Below are 15,356 nucleotides of genomic sequence, written 5' to 3'. Positions count from 1 at the left end.
ACCCTGAAATTAGAAGTAGCCTTGGCGTTTCTTGTCTTCCATGGAACCGGCGCCATCGTGGTCGATGACACGGCCCTGGCGTTCGGACGTCCGGGTCAGGAGCATTTCCTGAATGATGTCCGTCAGGGTCTCGGCCTCCGACTCGACGGCACCCGTCAACGGGTAGCAGCCGAGGGTACGGAAACGCACCTTCTTCTTGACGATGCGGGCCTTTTCCTCGTCGCTGAGGTGCTCGAGGATGCGCTCGTCGTCGATCATGATCAGGGTGCCATTCTTCTCGATGACTTCGCGCTCGGCGGCGAAGTACAGCGGCACGATCGGGATGCCTTCGAGGTAGATGTACTGCCAGATGTCCAGCTCGGTCCAGTTCGACAGCGGGAAGACGCGGATCGACTCGCCCTTGTTGACCTTGCCGTTGTAGATGTTCCACAGCTCCGGACGCTGGTTCTTCGGATCCCAGCGGTGCTTGCTGTCACGGAACGAGTAGACCCGCTCCTTGGCCCGCGACTTCTCTTCGTCGCGGCGCGCGCCACCGAAGGCGGCGTCGAAGCCGTGCTTGTCCAGCGCCTGCTTGAGGCCCTGGGTCTTCATGATGTCGGTGTGCTTGGAGCTGCCATGGGTGAACGGGTTGATACCCTGCGCCACCCCTTCCGGGTTGACGTGGGTAATCAGCTCCAGCCCCATTTCCTCGACCATCTTGTCGCGGAAGCGGTACATCTCCTGGAATTTCCACTGGGTGTCGACATGCATCACGGGAAACGGCAGCTTGCCAGGGAAGAAGGCCTTGCGCGCCAGATGCAGCATCACGGCCGAGTCCTTGCCAATCGAGTACAGCATCACCGGGTTATCGAACTCGGCGGCCACCTCACGAATGATGTGGATGCTTTCCGCCTCCAACTGTTTCAAATGCGTCAGTTTGTCGACCATGGCTACTCACGGGAAAAACGATCTTTTATGGACGGCCAGGCGGGCCGTGTTCGAGCGGGCCACTCTATCACAGCGCCCGCTTCTATTTAGGAGGCGGCCTAGAACGAAACAATCTATGGATATGCCCGGGTGTTTGGGCTGTCACACGGGGTTCGGACAGTCGATGAACAGGTGTTCGAGGGCAAACCGGCGAGCCAGGTAGTCGCCCAGCGCCTGCACACCGTAGCGCTCGGTGGCGTGGTGCCCGGCGGCAATGAAGCTGACGCCGTTTTCCCGCGCGCTGTGGAAGGTCTGCTCGGAGGCTTCGCCGCTGATGAACAGGTCGACGCCGGCGGCGATCGCCTGGTCGATGTAGCCCTGGCCACCACCGGTGCACCAGCCGACCCGACGAATGACCGCCTCGCCTTCCACCAGCAAGGGCTCGCGGCCCATCACTTCATTGACCCGACGGGCGAAGTCGCGCGCCGACAGTGGTTCGGCCAGCGACCCGACCAGCCCCACCACCCGCGGATTGTCAGGGTCCAGCGGGCCCTCGACGGTGATATCCAGTTGCCGCGCCAGTTGCACGTTGTTGCCGACTTCCGGGTGCACGTCCAGCGGCAGGTGGTAGGCCAGCAGGCTGATGTCGTGCTTCAGCAGGGTTTTCAGGCGGCGCTGCTTCATGCCGGTGATGCACGGGTTCTCGCCTTTCCAGAAATAGCCGTGGTGGACCAGCACCAGGTCGGCTTCGGCCTCGACCGCGGCGTCCAGCAGCGCCTGGCTGGCCGTCACGCCGCTGACGATGCGGGTCACCTGCGGACGGCCCTCGACCTGCAGGCCGTTGGGGCAGTAGTCCTGGATTTTCGCGCTACCGAGATAGCGGTCGGCTTCCTCGACCAGGGTAGTCAGGGCAACAGCCATGGAAAAGACTCCTCAATTCAGCAGTTCAGCGCGGCACAAGGCCCCGTATAATGGCCATCATTATGGGCCGTCGACTGTTTTGGGGAAACCGACGGCAACTACCTGGGGGCATTCGACCGACGCTGTCACACGTCGAATGATTTAGCGGTTCCTGCACAGGTCTTGCCGAAGTATGATCGCGCGCGGTCACCCTTCCCCACCGCATTACCGGCTCGGGCCAACTCCCCAGGATCCATTCAATGTTCAAGGCTTTGCGTTATTTCGGCTGGCCGCTGTTCACCGGCGTGCTGGTCGCGTTGCTGGTCATCCAGCGTTTTCCTCAATGGGTCGGCCTGCCCAGCCAGGACGTGAACCTGCAACAGGCGCCGCAGACCACCAGCATGGTCCAGGGCCCGGTGTCCTATGCCGACGCGGTGAGCCACGCGGCGCCGGCGGTGGCCAACCTGTACACCACCAAGGTGGTCAACAAGTCCGCCCATCCCCTGTTCGAAGATCCGCAGTTCCGCCGTTTCTTCGGCGACAACCTGCCCAAGCAGCGACGCTGGGAGTCGAGCCTGGGGTCGGCGGTGATCATGAGCCCGGAAGGCTATCTGCTGACCAACAACCACGTGACCGCCGGTGCCGACCAGATCGTGGTGGCGCTCAAGGACGGCCGCGAAACCCTGGCCCGGGTCATCGGCAGCGACCCGGAAACCGACCTGGCGGTGCTGAAGATCGACCTGAAGAACCTGCCGGCGATCACCATCGGCCGTTCCGACAACATCCGCATCGGCGACGTCGCCCTGGCCATCGGCAACCCGTTCGGCGTCGGCCAGACCGTGACCATGGGCATCATCAGCGCCACCGGGCGCAACCAGTTGGGCCTGAACAACTACGAAGACTTCATCCAGACCGACGCGGCGATCAACCCGGGCAACTCCGGCGGCGCGCTGGTGGACGCCAACGGCAACCTGACCGGGATCAACACGGCGATCTTCTCCAAGTCCGGCGGTTCCCAGGGCATCGGCTTCGCCATTCCGACCAAGCTGGCGCTGGAGGTGATGAAGTCGATCATCGAGCATGGCCAGGTGATCCGTGGCTGGCTGGGTATCGAAGTACAGCCGTTGAGCGAGGAACTGGCTGAATCGTTCGGTATGCAGGGGCGTCCAGGCATCGTCGTCGCCGGGATTTTCCGCGACGGTCCGGCGCAGCGGGCGGGTCTGCAACTGGGTGACGTGATTCTCAGCATCAATGGCGAGCCGGCTGGTGATGGTCGGCGGTCGATGAACCAGGTCGCACGGATCAAGCCGAGCGAGAAGGTCGCCATCGAGGTGCTGCGCAATGGCAAGCAGCTGAAACTGATCGCCGCGGTGGGGCTGCGTCCGCCACCGGCGCCGGCGGTGCAGGGAGAAGAGAACTGATTCAATAGCTTTATTGCTGCTGATGGCCTCATCGCGGGCAACGCCCGCTCCCACAAGGATCGCATGCGCCGCTGAACCTTGTGGGAGCGGGCGTTGCCCGCGATGAGGCCTGTCCTTACAGCATCAATGCAGGATCTGACTCAGGAACAACTTGGTCCGCTCGTTCTGCGGCCGGTCGAAGAAGTCATCCGGCGCGGCCTGTTCGACGATTTCCCCCTTGTCCATGAAGATCACCCGGTTCGCCACGGTCCGGGCGAAGCCCATTTCGTGGGTCACGCAGAGCATGGTCATGCCGTCTTCGGCCAGGCTGACCATGGTGTCCAGTACTTCCTTGACCATTTCCGGGTCGAGTGCCGAGGTCGGCTCGTCGAACAGCATGATCTTCGGCTTCATGCACAGCGCCCGGGCGATTGCCACGCGCTGCTGCTGACCGCCGGACAACTGCCCCGGGAACTTGTGCGCCTGCTCCGGAATGCGCACGCGCTCCAGGTAGTGCATGGCGATTTCCTCGGCCTTGCGCTTGGGCATCTTGCGTACCCACATCGGCGCCAGGGTGCAGTTCTGCAGGATGGTCAGGTGCGGGAACAGGTTGAAATGCTGGAACACCATGCCGACTTCACGGCGGATCGCCTCGATCTGCTTGAGATCGTTGGTCAGTTCCACGCCATCTACAACAATGCGGCCCTGCTGGTGCTCTTCCAGACGGTTGAGGCAGCGGATGGTGGTGGACTTGCCCGAACCGGACGGCCCGCACAGAACGATACGCTCGCCCTGGCGCACATTGAGGTTGATGTCCTTGAGCACGTGGAACTGGCCGTACCACTTGTTCACGCCCTGCATCTGGATAATGCCTTCAGGGCCGACAGACTGCTTGATCGCTTCACTCATTCGAAACACTCCTAACGCTTGTGGCCTGTGTCCAGCTTGCGCTCCAGATGCATGGAGTAGCGGGACATACCGAAACAGAAAATCCAGAACACCAGGGCCGCGAACACATAGCCCTCGGTCGCCATGCCCAGCCAGGTGGGGTCGGCAGCCGCCTGCTTGACGCTGTTGAGCAGGTCGAACAGGCCGATGATGATCACCAGGCTGGTGTCCTTGAACAGGGCAATGAAGGTGTTGACGATGCCGGGAATCACCAGCTTCAGGGCTTGCGGCAGGATCACCAGGCCCATCGAGCGCCAGTAGCCCAGGCCCATGGCCGCAGCGGCTTCGTACTGGCCCTTGGGAATGGCCTGCAGACCACCGCGCACCACCTCGGCGATATACGCCGACTGGAACAGGATCACCCCGATCATGGCCCGCAGCAGCTTGTCGAAGCTCATGCCTTCGGGCAGGAACAGCGGCAGCATCACCGACGACATGAACAGCACCGTGATCAGCGGCACGCCGCGCCAGAACTCGATGAAGGTCACACAGACCACCTTCACCGCCGGCATGCGCGAACGCCGGCCCAGGGCCAGCAGGATACCCAGCGGCAAGGCACCGACGATGCCCACGGTGGCGATCACCAGGGTCAGCATCAGGCCGCCCCACTGGCTGGTCGATACCGTGGTCAGGCCCAGATGCCCGCCGTGCAGCAGGGTGTAGGCGATGATCGGGTAGGCGACGAGGAAGCACAGGCCGTAGATCGCCTTGCGCGGGAAGCGCGAGATGAACAGCGGCGCCGCGCCGATCACCGCCAGCCAGACCGTCAGGTCGACGCGCCAGCGCAGCTCGGTGGGGTAATAGCCATACATGAACTGGCCGAAGCGCTGCTGGATGAACACCCAGCAGGCGCCTTCCTTGGTGCAGTCGGCGCGGGTGGTGCCGACCCAGTTGGCGTCGAAGATCGACCATTGCAGCAGCGGCGGCACGATCAGCCAGACCAGGTAGATGGCGAACAGCGTCAGCAGGGTATTCAGCCAGTTGGAGAACAGGTTGGCCCGCAGCCAGGCCACGACGCCGACGGTCTTCACCGGTGGCGGCATGTCGGGTTTGAAAACATGGGTAGTCATGCGCGTCTCCTTACCGCTCGATCAGCGCGATGCGCTTGTTGTACCAGTTCATCAGCAGGGAAATGCTGATGCTGATGGCCAGGTACACGCTCATGGTGATGGCGATCACCTCGATGGCCTGCCCGGTCTGGTTGAGCACGGTGCCGGCGAACAGCGAGACCATTTCCGGATAGCCGATGCCGGCCGCCAGCGAGGAGTTCTTCGCCAGGTTCAGGTACTGGCTGGTCAGCGGCGGAATGATCACCCGCAGCGCCTGGGGAATGATCACCTTGCGCAGCGTCGGGCCTTCGCGCAGGCCGAGGGAGCGGGCCGCCTCGGTCTGGCCGTGGCTCACCGAGCGAATCCCGGAACGGACGATCTCGGCGATGAACGCCGCGGTATAGATGGTCAAGGCCAGGGTGAGCGCCAGCAGTTCGGGGATCAGTACCCAGCCGCCCGCGAAGTTGAATCCTTTCAATTGCGGCAGTTCCCAGCTCAGCGGGTTGCCGAACAGCAGCACGCTCAGGCCCGGGATTACCAGCAGCAGGCCGACGGCGGCCCAGAACTTGTGGAACGGCTCACCGCTCGCCTCGAAGCGACGGTTGGCCCAGCGCACCATGGCGACCACCGCGACGATGGCCAGCAGCACGGCAATCACGAACGGCCAGAAACCTTCGGCGATCGAGGCGCCGGGCATGTTCAGGCCGCGGTTGCTGATGAAGAAGGTGTCGTTGAGGTTGATGCTGCCCCGCGGTCCCGGCAGGGTCAGGAACACGGCGAAGTACCAGAACAGGATCTGCAGCAGCGGCGGGATGTTGCGGAAGGTCTCGACGTAGACCGTTGCCAGCTTGTTGATCATCCAGTTCGGCGACAGCCGCGCCACGCCGATGATGAAGCCGAGCAAGGTCGCCAGGATGATCCCGATGAAGGTCACCAGCAGCGTGTTGAGCAGGCCGATGACGAAGACCCGGGCGTAGGAATCGGACTCGACATAGGGAATCAGATGCTGGGCGATGCCGAAGCCGGCGCTGCGTTCGAGGAAGTCGAAGCCCGAGGTGATACCCCGGTGTTGCAGGTTGGTCTGGGTGTTGTGGAACAGGTACCAGCCCAGACCGACCACGAAGACGATCGTGAGGATCTGGAACAGCCACGCGCGAACGCGTGGATCGCTAAGGGACAAGCCCCTGGGTGGATTGTGCATGAAAGGCCCCGAAAAGAAGGAACGATACGGCCCGCGGTGACCACAGCGTCACCGCGGGCCGGCCCAATCAGCGCACCGGCGGCGCGTACTGGATACCGCCGTTGTTCCACAGGGCGTTCAGACCGCGGTCGATCTGCAGCGGGGTGCCCTTGCCGAGGTTCTTCTCGAACACTTCGCCGTAGTTGCCCACCTGCTTGACGATCTGTACCACCCAGTCCTTCGGCAGTTTCAGGTCCTTGCCGTATTCGCCGTCGGCACCGAGCATGCGCGCGACGTCAGGGTTCTTGGTGGCCTTGGCTTCGGCCTCGACGTTCTTCGAGGTGATGCCCATTTCTTCGGCATTGAGCATGGCGAACAGGGTCCAGCGCACGATGGAGAACCACTCCTCGTCACCCTTGCGCACCACCGGGCCCAGCGGCTCCTTGGAGATGGTTTCCGGCAGCACGACGTAGTCGGTCGGCGCGGCCAGCTTGGAGCGTTGTGCGTAGAGCTGCGACTTGTCCGAGGTCAGCACGTCGCAACGACCGGACTCCAGCGACTTGGCGCTCTCGTCGGAAGTGTCGAAGGTGATCGGGGTGTATTTCAGACCGTTGGCGCGGAAGTAGTCCGACACGTTCAGCTCGGTGGTGGTACCGGCCTGGATGCAGATGGTTGCACCATCGAGCTCCTTGGCGCTGGAAACGCCGAGCTTCTTGTTCACCAGGAAACCGATGCCGTCGTAGTAGGTGACACCGGCGAATACCAGGCCCATGCCGGCGTCGCGCGAGCTGGTCCAGGTGGTGTTGCGCGACAGCACGTCGACTTCGCCGGACTGCAGCGCGGTGAAGCGCTCCTTGGCGTTGAGCTGGCTGAACTTGACCTTGGTCGCGTCACCGAATACCGCGGCCGCGACAGCGCGGCAGACGTCGGCGTCGATACCGACGATGGTGCCCTTGGCGTCCGGTACCGAGAAGCCCGGCAGACCGTCACTCACGCCGCACTGGACGAAACCCTTCTTCTGCACTGCATCCAGGGTCGCACCCGCCTGGGCCATGGCGCTCACGCCCAGTGCCGCGGCAGCCGTCATGACTGCCAGGGTGGTCTTCAACATCTTCATTAAAACCTCCAGTTCGCTCTTATTGTGTTGAGCCGGTTTGCACCGCACCCTTATGAGGCGCATCCGACCCTTTTCGGCTTGTTATTGGGTCAATTGGCGCAATTCGCTGTTCTGTGACAGCCTTGGGTTTCCCATGAGGGGTGTTACCGCGCATTGCTACTTCCCTCACGTACCCGACGGATTTGCAAAGCGCGTACCAGATCGTTTCGCTAAAGCGATTCAGTCAGTTGCAACGGGCAAAGTTATAGCAATGCGACATCTTTTTTAGCTGTGATCCCCGCGTGCCTTTTTTTCATGCACCCCATTGAGATCGCGTGCACTTTTTCGGAGCAGTCATGAGCAAACCCTTGATTCTCGAACCACAAAAGAACGCCGACGCCTGTGTCATCTGGTTGCACGGCCTGGGTGCCGACCGCTACGACTTCATGCCAGTGGCCGAGGCCCTGCAGGAACACTTGCTGACCACCCGTTTCGTTATGCCCCAGGCCCCGACCCGGGCGGTGACGATCAACGGCGGCTATGAAATGCCCAGTTGGTACGACATCAAGGCCATGAGCCCGGCGCGAGCCATCGACGAAGGGCAACTGGAAGAGTCCGCCGCCCAGGTCATCGCCCTGATCGAGGAACAGCGCGCGCTGGGCATCGACCCCAACCGCATCATCCTCGCCGGCTTCTCCCAGGGCGGCGCGGTGGTGCTGCACACGGCCTATATAAAGTGGCAAGGTGCCCTCGGTGGCGTGCTTGCGCTGTCCACCTACGCCCCGACCTTCAAGGACGACACCCAGCTCACCGCCAGCCAGCAGCGCATTCCGGCGCTGTGCCTGCACGGCCAGTACGACCCGGTGGTGCTACCGGCCATGGGCCGCACCGCCTACGAACACCTCAAGCACTGGGGCGTGAGTGTCGGCTGGCAGGAATACCCGATGGAACACGCGGTAGTGCCGGAAGAAATCAGCGACATCGGCGCCTGGCTGCTGCAGCGCTTGCGCTGAAAGTCGCATTCCCTGTAGTTGTCGGTGCATTCCCCTACGCCGAGCCCGGATCTTGCATTACACTGCCCGGCGTACATTCCTTAACCAATTGACGAGAAGCCCGTGCTCAAAGCACTCAAGAAAATGTTCGGCAAAGGCGAGGTCGAGCAACTCGCCGCCGAAAGCGCTGCCCCCGTGATGCAGCCGCCCGCTCCAGCACCCGCTCCCGCCCCAGCGCCCAGAGCCCCGGCCAGGAACAGCGAAGTGGCCCAGCCCGCTGCTGCTCAGCCGACGCCTGCAGAAGCGGCGCCCGCCGAGCCGGCACCCGCCGCCAAGCCGCGCCGCGAGCGCAAGCCGAAACCCCAGGCCTCGACCTGGAAGCTGGAAGACTTCGCGGTCGAACCGCAGGAAGGCAAGACCCGCTTCCACGATTTCAAGCTCTCCAACGAGCTGATGCATGCCATCCACGATCTCGGTTTCCCGTACTGCACACCGATCCAGGCCCAGGTGCTCGGCTTCACCCTGCGCGGCCAGGACGCCATCGGCCGGGCCCAGACCGGTACCGGCAAGACCGCGGCCTTCCTGATCTCGATCATCACCCAGCTGCAGCAGACCCCACCGCCGAAAGAGCGCTACATGGGCGAGCCACGTGCGCTGATCATCGCGCCGACCCGCGAGCTGGTGGTGCAGATCGCCAAGGATGCCGCGGCGCTGACCAAGTACACCGGCCTCAACGTGATGACCTTCGTCGGCGGGATGGACTACGACAAGCAGCTCAAGGCCCTGGAAGCCCGTCATTGCGACATCCTCGTCGCCACGCCGGGCCGCCTGCTGGACTTCAACCAGCGCGGCGAAGTGCACCTGGACATGGTCGAGGTGCTGGTGCTGGACGAAGCCGACCGCATGCTGGACATGGGTTTCATCCCGCAGGTGCGTCAGATCATTCGTCAGACCCCACCGAAGGCCGAGCGTCAGACCCTGCTGTTCTCCGCCACCTTCACCGAAGACGTGATGAACCTGGCCAAGCAGTGGACCACCACCCCGGCCATCGTCGAGATCGAGCCGGAGAACGTCGCCAGCGAAACCGTGGAACAACACGTCTACGCCGTGGCCGGCAGCGACAAGTACAAGCTGCTGTACAACCTGGTCACCGAGAACAAGTGGGAGCGGGTCATCGTCTTCGCCAACCGCAAGGACGAGGTGCGCCGCATCGAGGAGCGCCTGGTGCGCGACGGCGTGAATGCCGCGCAACTGTCCGGCGACGTGCCGCAGCACAAGCGCATCCGCACCCTGGAAAACTTCCGTGAAGGCCGCATCACCGTGCTGGTGGCGACCGACGTGGCGGGTCGCGGCATCCATATCGACGGCATCAGCCACGTGATCAACTTCACCCTGCCGGAAGATCCCGACGACTACGTCCACCGCATCGGCCGGACGGGCCGCGCCGGGACCAGCGGCGTGTCGATCAGCTTCGCCGGCGAGGACGATTCCTATCAGTTGCCGGCGATCGAGGCATTGCTGGGGCGCAAGATCAGTTGCGAGATGCCGCCGACGGAGTTGCTCAAACCGGTGCCGAAGAAGCACGGGTAATCAAGGAAACGCAGCCTCAGGGCTGCGTTTTTCTTTTTGGGGCTGCCTTGCAGCGCCAAGATTTTTCAGACGACGGGGATAGCAAAAACTTAAACTAAAAGTCCATAATGGAAAAATTAGTTTAAACCCAACCCCGGAGCACCCCGATGGCCGCCCCCCTCGTTCTCGATCAGCAGCAAGCCCGTCAACTGCTCGCCCAGGTGGATGTTCCCCGGGTGATGCGCGACCTGTTCCGCGACCTCGCCGCCGGCCAGGCAGTACAGCCCGCGCAGCAACTGGTGGAATTCCCGGCCGGCCAGGGCGACTTCATCAACTACGGCGGCGTGCTCGCCGAAGACCGCGTCTACGGGGTCAAGACCTCGCCCTACATCGTTCGCGAACAGGGCCCGCTGGTCACCGCCTGGACCCTGCTGATGTCCATGGACAGCGGCCAGCCGCTGCTGCTCTGCGATGCCGGTGAACTGACCATCGCCCGCACCGCCGCGGCCACCGCCGTGGCCGTGGACGCCCTCGCCCCCGACAGCGCCCGGCGCCTGACCATCATCGGTGGCGGTCCGGTCGCCCGCGCGCACCTGCGCTACGCGCGCGAACTGCGCCCATGGCAGGACATTCGTCTCTACGCGCCGAGCCTGAAAGACCTCGGCGCCAGCGAACGCGATGCCCTGGCCTCCAGCGATCCACGCCTGAGCCTGCACGACGATGCCGACGCAGCGCTGATCGACGCCGATGTCATCCTGCTCTGCACCTCCTCGGCCCGTCCGGTCATCGATCCGGCCAGCCTGAGCAAACCGGCGCTGATCACCTCCATCAGCACCAACGCCGTGCGCGCCCACGAAGTACCGCCGGCCAGCCTGGCGGCCATGGATGTCTACTGCGACTACCGCGAGACCACCCCCGGCAGCGCCGGCGAAATGCGCCTCGCCGCCGAACAGCACGGCTGGAGCCCGGAAGCCATCCGTGGCGACCTGCCGGAACTGGTCAGCGGCCAGGCCGCACGCCCGGACTACCAGCGCCACGCGTTCTTCCGCTCCATCGGCCTGGGTCTGGAAGACATCGCCCTGGCCAACGCCCTGTATCACCTGCAGCGCGGCCACTGAGCCGTGGAGAGCGCCATGCAACAGGCTGACTACCTCATCATCGGTGCCGGCATCGCCGGTGCCTCCACCGGCTACTGGCTGGCCAACCACGGCAAGGTGTTGCTGCTGGAACGGGAAACCCTGCCGGGCTACCACTCCACCGGCCGCTCCGCGGCGCTGTACACCGCCGCCTACGGCACGCCACAGGTACGCGCCCTGACCCTGGCCAGCCGCGCCTTTTTCGACCAGCCGCCGGCCGGCTTCGCCGAGCATCCGCTGCTGATGCCCCGCGGCGAAATGACCGTGGACTTCGACGGCAACGCCGAAGAACTCCAGCGCCAGTTCGACAGCGCCCGCGCCTGCGTACCGGAAATGCAGCTGCTCAGCGCCGACGAAGCCTGCGCGCGCCTGCCGGTGCTGCGCCGGGAGAAAGTCCACGGCGCGCTGTACGACCCCAGCGCCAGCGACATCGATACCGATGCCCTGCACCAGGGTTACCTGCGCGGTATTCGCCGCCAGCAGGGCGAAATCCACGGCGACTGCGAAGTGCTCGCCCTGCAGCGGGATGCCGACGGTCAGTGGCTGGTGCAGACCACTCGCGGCCAGTTCCGCGCGCCGGTGCTGATCAACGCCGCCGGCGCCTGGGCCGACCAGATCGGCCAGTTGGCCGGCGCCACGGCGCTGGGCCTGCAGCCCAAGCGCCGCGCGGCCTTCATCTTCGAAGCGCCGGCGGACATCGACAGCCACGGCTGGCCGATGCTGGTCAGCCTCGACGAATCGTTCTACATGAAGCCGGATGCCGGCATGCTCCTGGGCTCGCCGTGCAATGCCGATCCGGTCGAACCCCACGACGTGCAACCGGAAGAACTGGATATCGCCACCGGCATCTACCTGATCGAGGAAGCCACCACCCTGAGCATCCGCCGGCCGTTCCGGACCTGGGCCGGGCTGCGCAGCTTCGTCGCCGACGGCGATCTGGTGGCCGGTTTCGATCCGCGTGTCGACGGTCTGTTCTGGGTCGCGGCGCAAGGCGGCTACGGCATCCAGACCTCGCCGGCGATGGGCCAGGCCAGTGCCGCACTGGTGCGCGGCGAGCCGTTGCCGGAAAGCCTCGCCGCCTTCGGCCTGAGCGCCGCGCAACTGTCGCCCGCGCGCCTGAATGGATGACGCCCCCGCGCGTTTGCGGCACACTCCCAGCGCCCTTGCTCCAAGGGCGCTGACCCCCTTCGCGGAGCCCGCCCGAATGTCCACCACCGATCCTCTCCTGCAGAACTACCGGGCGATCGCCGACGCCATCGCCACGCTGTTCTTCCCCCACGCCGAAGTGGTACTGCACGACCTGCGCACGCAGAAGATCGACTACATCGCCAACAACCTGTCCAAGCGCGAGATCGGCGACGACGCGGCGCTGGAGGACATGTTCGAGGAGGGTAGCGACGAGACCAATATCGGCCCGTACGAAAAGCTCAACTGGGACGGGCAGAAGATCCGCTCGCTGAGCACAGTGCTGCGCGACCCGCACGGCCAGCCGCTGGCGGTGCTGTGCATCAACCTGAACATTTCCCTGTTCGAGAACGCCAAGGCGGCGCTGGACCTGTTCCTCTCGCCGAGCAAACTGATTCCGCAGCCGGACGCGCTGTTTCGCGACGACTGGCAGGAGCGCATCAACACCTTTCTCAACAGCTGGCTGCGCCAGCGCCAGCTCAGCCTCAACCTGCTCAACCGCGACCACAAGCGCGAGCTGGTCCTGGCCCTGCACGCCGAGGGCGCATTCCGTGGCAAGAGTGCGGCCAACTATGTGGCCAATGTGCTGAACATGGGGCGGGCGACGGTGTACAAGCACCTGAAGGAACTGAAGGCCTGATGGCTTTTGCAACGGCGCTGCCGCGCCGTCTGCGTAGGAGCGTGGCTTGCCCGCGAAGGACCGCATAGCGGTCCCAGGCCTCACCTCTATCAGGGACCGCTACGCGGTCCTTCGCGGGCAAGCCACGCTCCTACAGAAACCACGCTCCATCAGAGCGGCAGATCAGTCGCCGTAGATATCGCTCTTGAAGTATTTCGACTGGATCTTCTGGTACTCGCCATTGGCGCGGATCGCGTCGATGGCGGCGTTCAGCTTGCCGACCAGCTCGGTGTTGCCCTTGCGCACGGCGATACCGGCGCCTTCACCGACGAATTTCGGATCCTTCAGCTCCGGACCGACGAATGCGAAGCCCTGCCCCTTCGGCGTGTCGAGGAAGCCCAGCTGCAGCGGGATGGTATCGGCGAACACACCATCCAGGCGTCCGGCGACCAGGTCCATGAAGATCTCTTCGTTGGTGGTGTACGGCACCACGGTCACACCCTTCGGCTCCAGCACCGCGCGCACGTAACGGTCGGTGGTGGTGGCGCGCTGCACGCCGATACGCTTGCCTTTGAGCGCCTCGTACTGGTCGTCGACCTGGGTGCCCTCCTTCATCGCCAGGCGCGCGGAGGTGAAGTAGTACTTGTGGGTGAAGTCCACGGACTTCTTGCGTTCCTCGGTGATGGTGATCGAGGACAGCGCGGCATCGATCTTCTTCACCTTCAGCGAAGGAATCAGGCCGTCGTATTCCTGCTCGGTCCACTCGCATTTGACCTGCATCTGGGCGCACAGGGCATTGCCGATGTCGTAGTCGAAGCCAGCGATGTTGCCTTCCGGCGTCTTGTAGGCGAACGGTGGATAGGCGGCCTCGATGCCGATGCGCAGGGGCTTGTCGGCCGCGAACAGCGGGCTGCTGGCGAACAGGCCAAGGGCCAGACCGGCGATCAGGTGGGAGGTCTTCATGTTGGGTCTCTCTCGCTCGTTGTTGTTGGGGTGGTGACAAAGCAGAGGAAAGGGGGAGGTGCTGCCTGTATTTGTACTTGTGAGTCCATACTGGACTCTATTGTACGAAATTACAACAGACGGAGATGAGCGGACTCATCGCAGGCAAGCCCGCGATGAGTCCCTTGAAGACCAACGGGAAAAGTGGATCTACCAGCGATCGGCGGCGTCCGAATCGCTCTGCTTCCCTTCCACCCAACGCTCGCCTTTGCTGGTCTGTTCCTTCTTCCAGAACGGAGCGCGGGTCTTGAGGTAATCCATGATGAAGTTGCAGGCGTCGAATGCCGCCTGGCGGTGGGCGCTGGCGACGCCGACGAAGACGATCGGCTCGCCCGGTTCAAGGACGCCGATGCGGTGCAGTACCTCGACCTTGAGCAGCGGCCAGCGCTGCTCGGCCTCGACGACGATCTTGCCCAGGGCCTTCTCGGTCATCCCCGGATAGTGTTCGAGGAACATCCCCGCCACTTCGAGGCCATCGTTGAAATCACGTACATACCCGACGAACGCCACCACGGCGCCGACGCCGACATTGGCCGCATGCATCGCACTGGTTTCCGCCCCCGGATCGAAGGGCGCGGTCTGGACCCGAACGCTCATCTCAACCTCCGGTGACCGGCGGGAAGAAAGCCACTTCGTCGCCGTCCACCAGGGCTTCGTCGGGCTTGCACAGGTCCTGGTTGCGCGCGCACATCAGGTTCTGCTCGGCCAGCACGGCATAGGCCTCGCCCTTGCCGAGCAGGGCCTGGCGCACATCCTCGATCCGGCCGAAAGCACCGTCGAGGGTTTCGCCATCGCGACCCAGCAGCTCGCGGTAGCGGGCGAAATAGACCACCTTGATCTTCATTGCGCCTCCGCCTGGTAATGACCGCTCTTGCCGCCGAGCTTCTCCAGCAGACGCACGTTCTCGATGGTCATGCCGCGGTCCACCGCCTTGCACATGTCGTAAATGGTCAGCGCCGCGACGCTGGCGGCGGTCAGCGCCTCCATCTCCACCCCGGTCTGTCCGGCCAGCTTGCAGCGCGCGACGATATGCACGCAGTCGTCGCCCTCGGCGCTCAGCTCGACCTTGACGCTGGTCAGCATCAGCGGATGGCACAGCGGTATCAGATCACTGGTCTTCTTCGCCGCCTGGATACCGGCGATGCGCGCCACGGCGAACACGTCACCCTTGGGATGGGCGCCGTCGACGATCATGCGCAGGGTCTGCGGCAGCATGCGCACCCGCGCTTCGGCCACGGCTTCGCGGTGGGTCACGGCCTTGTCGGTCACGTCGACCATGGCGGCGCGACCTTGGGAATCGAGATGAGTCAGCACAGCGGAAACTCCTGATCGGGGGCGCTGATTGTAAACCCGCGGGTCAGGATCTCGCAGCGA

Annotated in this window: 16 protein-coding genes; 6 read left to right on the top strand and 10 right to left on the bottom strand. The window is 63.9% G+C overall.

Going from position 1 to position 15,356, the window contains the following annotated elements; genetic code table 11:
* Window positions 1-9 precede the first annotated feature (9 nt).
* Window positions 10-927, bottom strand: a complete 918-nt coding sequence (gene cysD, locus CHB99_RS00585; RefSeq protein WP_042122947.1) for a sulfate adenylyltransferase subunit CysD — start codon at window positions 925-927, stop codon at window positions 10-12.
* A gap of 141 nt (window positions 928-1,068) precedes the next feature.
* The gene (locus CHB99_RS00580) at window positions 1,069-1,827 is read right to left on the bottom strand and encodes a Nif3-like dinuclear metal center hexameric protein (protein WP_042122946.1); all 759 of its coding nucleotides are present in this window, start codon (window positions 1,825-1,827) and stop codon (window positions 1,069-1,071) included.
* Window positions 1,828-2,066: 239 nt separating this feature from the next.
* Between CHB99_RS00580 and algW the strand changes: the two genes are divergently transcribed.
* Entirely contained in the window at window positions 2,067-3,227 is a 1,161-nt protein-coding gene (algW, locus tag CHB99_RS00575; RefSeq protein WP_089266385.1) for a Do family serine endopeptidase AlgW, read from the top strand.
* Window positions 3,228-3,350: 123 nt separating this feature from the next.
* Here algW and CHB99_RS00570 read toward each other — a convergent pair whose 3' ends face one another.
* The 4 genes from CHB99_RS00570 to CHB99_RS00555 all read right to left on the bottom strand — a co-directional run bounded on the left by CHB99_RS00570 (window position 3,351) and on the right by CHB99_RS00555 (window position 7,500).
* Window positions 3,351-4,115: an amino acid ABC transporter ATP-binding protein gene (locus CHB99_RS00570; protein WP_042122940.1), complete on the bottom strand. Its 765-nt coding sequence runs from the start codon at window positions 4,113-4,115 to the stop codon at window positions 3,351-3,353.
* Window positions 4,116-4,126: 11 nt separating this feature from the next.
* Complete coding sequence (locus CHB99_RS00565; RefSeq protein ID WP_042122939.1) at window positions 4,127-5,224, bottom strand: amino acid ABC transporter permease; 1,098 nt, start codon at window positions 5,222-5,224, stop codon at window positions 4,127-4,129.
* A 10-nt stretch (window positions 5,225-5,234) separates the two neighbouring features.
* On the bottom strand, window positions 5,235-6,404 hold the full coding sequence (locus CHB99_RS00560; RefSeq protein WP_042122938.1) for an amino acid ABC transporter permease: 1,170 nt from the start codon (window positions 6,402-6,404) through the stop codon (window positions 5,235-5,237).
* Window positions 6,405-6,471: 67 nt separating this feature from the next.
* Window positions 6,472-7,500 (bottom strand): amino acid ABC transporter substrate-binding protein, encoded by a 1,029-nt coding sequence (locus CHB99_RS00555; RefSeq protein WP_042122937.1) that lies wholly within the window; start codon window positions 7,498-7,500, stop codon window positions 6,472-6,474.
* Between the two features lie 335 nt (window positions 7,501-7,835).
* Here CHB99_RS00555 and CHB99_RS00550 point away from each other — a divergent pair, with 335 nt between their 5' ends.
* The 5 genes from CHB99_RS00550 to CHB99_RS00530 all read left to right on the top strand — a co-directional run bounded on the left by CHB99_RS00550 (window position 7,836) and on the right by CHB99_RS00530 (window position 13,001).
* Window positions 7,836-8,492, top strand: a complete 657-nt coding sequence (locus tag CHB99_RS00550) for an alpha/beta hydrolase (RefSeq protein ID WP_042122936.1) — start codon at window positions 7,836-7,838, stop codon at window positions 8,490-8,492.
* A 102-nt stretch (window positions 8,493-8,594) separates the two neighbouring features.
* Window positions 8,595-10,061 carry an ATP-dependent RNA helicase RhlB gene (gene rhlB / locus CHB99_RS00545; RefSeq protein ID WP_042122935.1) on the top strand — a complete coding sequence of 489 codons (1,467 nt, stop codon included), beginning with the start codon at window positions 8,595-8,597 and terminating at the stop codon, window positions 10,059-10,061.
* Window positions 10,062-10,207: 146 nt separating this feature from the next.
* On the top strand, window positions 10,208-11,158 hold the full coding sequence (locus CHB99_RS00540; RefSeq protein WP_042122934.1) for an ornithine cyclodeaminase family protein: 951 nt from the start codon (window positions 10,208-10,210) through the stop codon (window positions 11,156-11,158).
* Between the two features lie 15 nt (window positions 11,159-11,173).
* Entirely contained in the window at window positions 11,174-12,304 is a 1,131-nt protein-coding gene (locus CHB99_RS00535) for an NAD(P)/FAD-dependent oxidoreductase (protein WP_042122933.1), read from the top strand.
* A 76-nt stretch (window positions 12,305-12,380) separates the two neighbouring features.
* Window positions 12,381-13,001 carry a helix-turn-helix transcriptional regulator gene (locus CHB99_RS00530; protein WP_042122932.1) on the top strand — a complete coding sequence of 207 codons (621 nt, stop codon included), beginning with the start codon at window positions 12,381-12,383 and terminating at the stop codon, window positions 12,999-13,001.
* A gap of 162 nt (window positions 13,002-13,163) precedes the next feature.
* Here CHB99_RS00530 and CHB99_RS00525 read toward each other — a convergent pair whose 3' ends face one another.
* The 4 genes from CHB99_RS00525 to moaC all read right to left on the bottom strand — a co-directional run bounded on the left by CHB99_RS00525 (window position 13,164) and on the right by moaC (window position 15,296).
* On the bottom strand, window positions 13,164-13,943 hold the full coding sequence (locus tag CHB99_RS00525; protein WP_042122931.1) for an ABC transporter substrate-binding protein: 780 nt from the start codon (window positions 13,941-13,943) through the stop codon (window positions 13,164-13,166).
* Window positions 13,944-14,132: 189 nt separating this feature from the next.
* Window positions 14,133-14,579 carry a molybdopterin synthase catalytic subunit MoaE gene (moaE, locus tag CHB99_RS00520; RefSeq protein ID WP_042122930.1) on the bottom strand — a complete coding sequence of 149 codons (447 nt, stop codon included), beginning with the start codon at window positions 14,577-14,579 and terminating at the stop codon, window positions 14,133-14,135.
* A gap of 1 nt (window position 14,580) precedes the next feature.
* Window positions 14,581-14,826 carry a MoaD/ThiS family protein gene (locus tag CHB99_RS00515; protein WP_042122929.1) on the bottom strand — a complete coding sequence of 82 codons (246 nt, stop codon included), beginning with the start codon at window positions 14,824-14,826 and terminating at the stop codon, window positions 14,581-14,583.
* Window positions 14,823-15,296, bottom strand: coding sequence for a cyclic pyranopterin monophosphate synthase MoaC (gene moaC, locus CHB99_RS00510; protein WP_042122928.1), 474 nt, complete (start codon window positions 15,294-15,296; stop codon window positions 14,823-14,825). Before moaC ends, CHB99_RS00515 begins: the two co-directional genes overlap by 4 nt.
* Window positions 15,297-15,356 lie beyond the last annotated feature (60 nt).

This window comes from Pseudomonas japonica (assembly GCF_900188455.1).
GTDB classification, from domain to species: Bacteria; Pseudomonadota; Gammaproteobacteria; order Pseudomonadales; family Pseudomonadaceae; genus Aquipseudomonas; species Aquipseudomonas japonica.
This window is presented reverse-complemented; position numbering and strand designations above follow the sequence as displayed.

Coding starts and splice junctions, on each gene's coding strand:
- cysD (WP_042122947.1), bottom strand. CDS start 927: ATGGTCGACAAACTGACGCATTTGAAACAGTTGGAGGCGGAAAGCATC.
- CHB99_RS00580 (WP_042122946.1), bottom strand. CDS start 1,827: ATGGCTGTTGCCCTGACTACCCTGGTCGAGGAAGCCGACCGCTATCTC.
- algW (WP_089266385.1), top strand. CDS start 2,067: ATGTTCAAGGCTTTGCGTTATTTCGGCTGGCCGCTGTTCACCGGCGTG.
- CHB99_RS00570 (WP_042122940.1), bottom strand. CDS start 4,115: ATGAGTGAAGCGATCAAGCAGTCTGTCGGCCCTGAAGGCATTATCCAG.
- CHB99_RS00565 (WP_042122939.1), bottom strand. CDS start 5,224: ATGACTACCCATGTTTTCAAACCCGACATGCCGCCACCGGTGAAGACC.
- CHB99_RS00560 (WP_042122938.1), bottom strand. CDS start 6,404: ATGCACAATCCACCCAGGGGCTTGTCCCTTAGCGATCCACGCGTTCGC.
- CHB99_RS00555 (WP_042122937.1), bottom strand. CDS start 7,500: ATGAAGATGTTGAAGACCACCCTGGCAGTCATGACGGCTGCCGCGGCA.
- CHB99_RS00550 (WP_042122936.1), top strand. CDS start 7,836: ATGAGCAAACCCTTGATTCTCGAACCACAAAAGAACGCCGACGCCTGT.
- CHB99_RS00540 (WP_042122934.1), top strand. CDS start 10,208: ATGGCCGCCCCCCTCGTTCTCGATCAGCAGCAAGCCCGTCAACTGCTC.
- CHB99_RS00535 (WP_042122933.1), top strand. CDS start 11,174: ATGCAACAGGCTGACTACCTCATCATCGGTGCCGGCATCGCCGGTGCC.
- CHB99_RS00530 (WP_042122932.1), top strand. CDS start 12,381: ATGTCCACCACCGATCCTCTCCTGCAGAACTACCGGGCGATCGCCGAC.
- CHB99_RS00525 (WP_042122931.1), bottom strand. CDS start 13,943: ATGAAGACCTCCCACCTGATCGCCGGTCTGGCCCTTGGCCTGTTCGCC.
- moaE (WP_042122930.1), bottom strand. CDS start 14,579: ATGAGCGTTCGGGTCCAGACCGCGCCCTTCGATCCGGGGGCGGAAACC.
- CHB99_RS00515 (WP_042122929.1), bottom strand. CDS start 14,826: ATGAAGATCAAGGTGGTCTATTTCGCCCGCTACCGCGAGCTGCTGGGT.